Source organism: Bacillota bacterium (genome assembly GCA_013314855.1).
In the GTDB taxonomy this organism is placed as follows: Bacteria; Bacillota; Clostridia; order Acetivibrionales; family DUMC01; genus Ch48.
In genome coordinates this window covers 1-5,032 of sequence record JABUEW010000195.1, presented here as the reverse complement: position 1 = coordinate 5,032, position 5,032 = coordinate 1, and the positions used below count along the sequence as shown (strand labels likewise).

At 36.7% G+C, this 5,032-nt stretch carries 6 protein-coding genes; 2 read left to right on the top strand and 4 right to left on the bottom strand.

All coding sequences use genetic code 11. The features are described from left to right. The first annotated feature begins 111 nt into the window (after window positions 1-111). Window positions 112-501: a universal stress protein UspA gene (locus HPY74_19780; GenBank protein ID NSW92849.1), complete on the top strand. Its 390-nt coding sequence runs from the start codon at window positions 112-114 to the stop codon at window positions 499-501. A gap of 172 nt (window positions 502-673) precedes the next feature. After that, window positions 674-946, top strand: coding sequence for an HU family DNA-binding protein (locus tag HPY74_19775; GenBank protein NSW92848.1), 273 nt, complete (start codon window positions 674-676; stop codon window positions 944-946). Between the two features lie 75 nt (window positions 947-1,021). Here the strand turns inward: HPY74_19775 and HPY74_19770 are convergent, their stop codons facing one another. From HPY74_19770 to aroA, 4 genes are all read right to left on the bottom strand, one after another. Then, window positions 1,022-1,810 carry a response regulator gene (locus HPY74_19770; GenBank protein ID NSW92847.1) on the bottom strand — a complete coding sequence of 263 codons (789 nt, stop codon included), beginning with the start codon at window positions 1,808-1,810 and terminating at the stop codon, window positions 1,022-1,024. Window positions 1,811-1,844: 34 nt separating this feature from the next. After that, window positions 1,845-2,318 (bottom strand): shikimate kinase, encoded by a 474-nt coding sequence (locus tag HPY74_19765; protein NSW92846.1) that lies wholly within the window; start codon window positions 2,316-2,318, stop codon window positions 1,845-1,847. A gap of 93 nt (window positions 2,319-2,411) precedes the next feature. Further along, window positions 2,412-3,593: a chorismate synthase gene (aroC, locus tag HPY74_19760; protein NSW92845.1), complete on the bottom strand. Its 1,182-nt coding sequence runs from the start codon at window positions 3,591-3,593 to the stop codon at window positions 2,412-2,414. After that, window positions 3,590-4,924: a 3-phosphoshikimate 1-carboxyvinyltransferase gene (aroA, locus tag HPY74_19755; GenBank protein ID NSW92844.1), complete on the bottom strand. Its 1,335-nt coding sequence runs from the start codon at window positions 4,922-4,924 to the stop codon at window positions 3,590-3,592. Before aroA ends, aroC begins: the two co-directional genes overlap by 4 nt. Window positions 4,925-5,032 lie beyond the last annotated feature (108 nt).

Below are 5,032 nucleotides of genomic sequence, written 5' to 3'. Positions count from 1 at the left end.
AACACAAATGAAAATGAAACACAAATGAAATATATTCTGCAACATTTCCCTGTTTTATTTTGGTATAATATAATTTGGATAAGTTGTGTACCGGTTGAAAGGGGGATTTCTTTGAACCCGCAAAAAAACATATTGGTTTGTGTAACCCAACAGAAAACCTGCGAAAGGCTTATAATTAAAGCTGCAGCTTTAAGGAATGAATTTAAAGTTAAAGGAGACCTTTATGTAATTCACGTTGCAAAAGATGGTTTGAATTTTTTGGATAATCCAAGGGAAGGAGAAGCGCTTCAATACCTTTTCGAAATCTCCAAATCTGTAGGAGCTAATTTATCTGTTTTGAAATCCGACAATGTAATTAAATGCATTGCGGATTTTGCACAAGAAAAAAATATTGGCTGTATTGTATTGGGCGAGTCTCCGCAGCATCAATCAGAAAACGTTTTTTATAAAAAATTGAGAAATGTAGTGGGAGAGGATGTTGATATAAGGGTTATACCTTAATTTTAGCGCATAAATCATTCGACACTTTTTATAATTTTTCGATATTAAGGTATTATGATCACCATAATTGATGAAAAAAATTTGTAATACTCTTTTTTTCAACGAAAACCTTGACTTAATGCAGCTTTCATTATAAAATAGTGTCGAATTCCAAATATAGGAGGTTATGAATATGAACAAAACTGAACTAATCAATTCCATAGCCCTGAAAACAGGCTTAAGTAAAAAGAACAGTGAAGCTGCTTTGAATGCATTTATTGAAACTGTAGAAGAGTCGCTTCAACAGGGTGAAAAAGTTGTGCTGGTAGGTTTTGGTACTTTCGAAGTAAGAGAAAGGGCAGAAAGGAAAGGCAGAAATCCTCAAACTAAGGAAGAAATTCTAATACCAGCATCCAAAGCACCAGTATTCAAGGCTGGCAAAGGCTTGAAAGAAAAAGTTAAATAATTATTAATAATTAAATGTACTTTATACATACTTTTATTTTTGTGGCTCTGGTTTATACAGAGCCTTTTGCTTCTTTTAATAAGTGTTTAACATGGAACGTACACGATTAGCCAAAGCAGAAATAAATTGAGAGTTTGTGGGTTTTTTATTAAATATCTTCAATATACTGTTATCGTTAATTGCAATATTATCTAAATCTAAATTAATGTTTTTTTTCCATGCATTTTCAATGGCATTTCTAATAGCTGTTTCAACTTTTTGGGGTGTAGTGCCAAACTCCTCTGCAATTAACGGATATAAAACCTTTCTAAAGGGTTTGCAATCTTTCGGATTATTAACCATGTAAAATATGGCTTCCTTGATATACTTATAACCATGTAAATGAGATAATATACCAAAACCATATAATAGTTCAGCTGTTACAATACTAATCTGTTGGGCAATATCAGGACTATATAAGGGTTTAGGCCATTTTTTAGAATAGTGCTCATTATAAACCTGTCTTATTCTTGATATCAGTATACCGCTATCAATTGGTTTAACAAGGTATTCTTTAACACCCAACGCAATTGTCTTTTTAACCTTGCTGCTATTTCCTTGCTCTGAAAGGATTATAATTAACGGTCTGGGACCTTGTTTAAGTTCATTGGCTTTTTTTAATATCCTAAGTTCCTTTATATCCGGTTCAAAAACATCTAATAAAATTATATGGGGTTTTAGTTCTTTAATTAATTCAACTGCTTCCAAACTATTTTCTGCAACCCCTACAATATTTATATCATTATAATTCCCTAATGCTTCAAGTAACATCTCTACCATAAATTTATTATTTCCAATAATAAAAAGCGAAATCGCAGATTCCATTTTAACCGGCAATCCTTTACTATTAAATAGTTTCTTAATGTTTTAAACCCAGTCTGTGTACTATCTCATCAATAACCTTGCTGATATCCTTATTTGAACAATCAATTGTAATATCTGAATATTTATCATACAAAGGCAACCTTTCATTATACAAGTCAACAAAACTCTGTTCTCTATTTCTTGCAAACCTTCTGTCAGGCCCTATTCTTTCCATGAGTTCACTGATATCCACTTTTAAGTAAATTACAACGCCATCCTTCCTTAAATAAGTCATTAAATTATTGCTGTATATAACACTGCCGCCTGTAGCAATCACACTATCCTTTACTTTAAGCTTTAAAATATTATCCTCTTGTATCTTAAGAAAACTATTAAGTCCCATTTCATTTACAATATCCTTTAAATCCTTTTTTTCAGCCTGACGTATTACAGAATCGGTATCAACAAAACTCATACCCAGTACATCTGCCAGGCGAGCCCCTATAGTACTTTTACCTGAACCCGGCATACCGATTAACACTATGTTGCTTTTATTTTTCTCACTATTTATATTATCGGTTTTTTTATTTTTTTTTATAATTACCACCTCTCCCTGGTAAGGTTATAAAACATCCCACTTGGAGTCAATGTTACCTGCTACAGCCCTGTATGCTTTGGCCATATAAATTGCATCCAGTATTGCAATTCTTACCATGGCCTCACAAACAGGATATATCCTGGGACACAGGGATGGATCACTGCGTGATGTAAACCGGTGTATAACATTCTCATGCCTGTCAACATCTACAGTTTCCTGTTCTATCATTATTGTAGGAGTAGGTTTTACAGCTACTCTGATTCTAATTTCTTCTCCATTGGATATTCCTCCAAGCAATCCTCCCGCCTTATTTGTCTTAAACCTGATTCTTCCTGTTTCTTTATCATACCAAGGTGTATCATTAGCCTCAGATCCCTTCATGGCAGCATGCTTAAACCCCGCACCAAATTCTATACCTTTCACTCCTCCTATTGACATGATACCATAGGCAATTGTTGCGCTCAATTTATCAAATACCGGTTCTCCCAAACCTGCCGGTATGCCTTTTGCTATTACTTCAACAATTCCTCCGCAAGAATCACCTTCCGCTTTTACTTTAAGAAGGTCCTCTATCATTTCCTGCGCTTTTTCCAAGTCAGGACAATTCAGCTCATTCTTCCGGTAATTAGCTTTTGCCATTTCATATGTGACATGTCCGGCTTTTATACCGTGGGATTCAGTAACAAAAGCTATTACATCAATTCCCATTGTATCCAGCACAGCCTTTGCTACAGCCCCACCAGCTACCCTTGCCGCAGTTTCACGCCCTGATGCACGGCCTGCACCGGCCCAATCCGCAAATTGTCCATACTTCTTATAATAAGTATAAGTGGCCTGCCCGGGGCGGATAAAATTTTTATTTGCCCTGTGTTGCTCAATGTGCACATCTTCAATGTCGGTATTAGGTATAACAATTCCTACGGGTGCCCCTGTTGTAAGGTAATTTTCCATAACACCCGCAAATATATATACTTTATCCTTTTCTTTTCTGGGAGTGTTTAACGCTGACTGCCCTGGTTTCCTTTTATCAAGCTCATTCTGTATTAATTCAGGAGTTATGGTTATTCCCGGCGGTACTCCGTCAACAATTGTTATAAGCCCTCCATACAATTCTTCGGGTATATCCAAATCCTTACGGAACCCTCCCCCATATGACTCCCCGCATGTAGTTATTCTGAACAAGCGTCCAAAGGTATTTCCCATCATATTAAATCCTGCTCCTTTTGATTGTTCATTTGAAACATACTACTTTGCCGCTTTGTCAATGGAAAGTGTATATTATAACCGCATTCTCTAGCCAAATTCGCAAACTCCGGGAAGGTAACATTCATTGCTTCGGCAGTACTTATAATAGTAGTACCTTCAGCATTAAGTCCGGCTACCGCAAGGGCCATAACAACTCTGTGGTCATAATGTCCGTCAACTTCACAACCCTTTAATCTACTCTTTCTTATGACTAATCCGTCAGGAAGCTCCGATATGTCAGCCCCCATTTTCTTAAGTTCTCGGCACATAACACTAATTCTATCCGTTTCTTTCAACCTTGCCTGTGGCACATTAACAAGCCTTGTTTCACCATGGGCAAAACAGCCCGCAACTGCCATTGCAGGAAGTGCATCAGGTATAGAATTCATGTCTATTTCCATTCCCTTTAGTTTATCCCCTTTAATAATTATCAAATTACCATCATATGTAACTTTTGCCCCCATATTTTCCAGAATTGAAAGCACCAGCTTGTCACCCTGTGGGTCTGTCATATCAAGATTCTCAAGCACAATTTCATCACCGGATATTGCGGCCAAGACCATAAAAAATGTGGCGGAAGAAAAGTCTCCTGGTATAGATATCTTAAACCCTTTATACTCTTGACCGCCATATATATATATCCTTTTGAAGCCATTATTCTCATACTTTATCCCCTGTTTATCCAGCCACCACAATGTCATCTCAATATATGGGACCTCATTCAGCCTGGTAATATTTATTTCTGTATCCTTTTCCAATAAAGGGCAACTAATTAATAAAGAAGAAAGAAACTGGGATGTATATGCGTCAATCTCAGTTTTTCCACCTTTCATCCTGCCTTTTATTACAACAGGTGCCATCCCGTTATTTCTTGTTGTAAAGGCGGTAGCGCCAAGGTTATTTATTGCTTCAACCAACGGACCCACAGGTCTCTTTCTTATCTGCCCGTCGCCTGTAAAAACAGTATACCCTTCTGCCAAGGCAGCCACGGATAACCCCAACCTTAATGTTGTACCTGAGTTTCCTACATTTACAATATCTTCAGGTGTTTGAGGACTACTCTTGAACCCTTGTACTATAAAATTATCTTCATTCACGTCAATCTGGGCACCAAAAGATTTGCATGCTCTTACTGCCGATAGTGCATCTTCTGAAACCAGGGGCTTTAATATATCAGATTTCCCATCAGCAAGGCTTGCAATGAATAATGCCCGTATAGTGTGGGATTTAGAGCCGGGAATTCTTACTCTAGCTCCCTTTAAAGCATTGGATTTTCTAACCTTCAATAACATACAAGTAACCCTATCCTTTCTACCACCCTACCATCATGCTTTTGTAAATACTTTTTATAAATAATAATATATTTCATTATATTAGTCAAATATTTTTTGGCAACAACA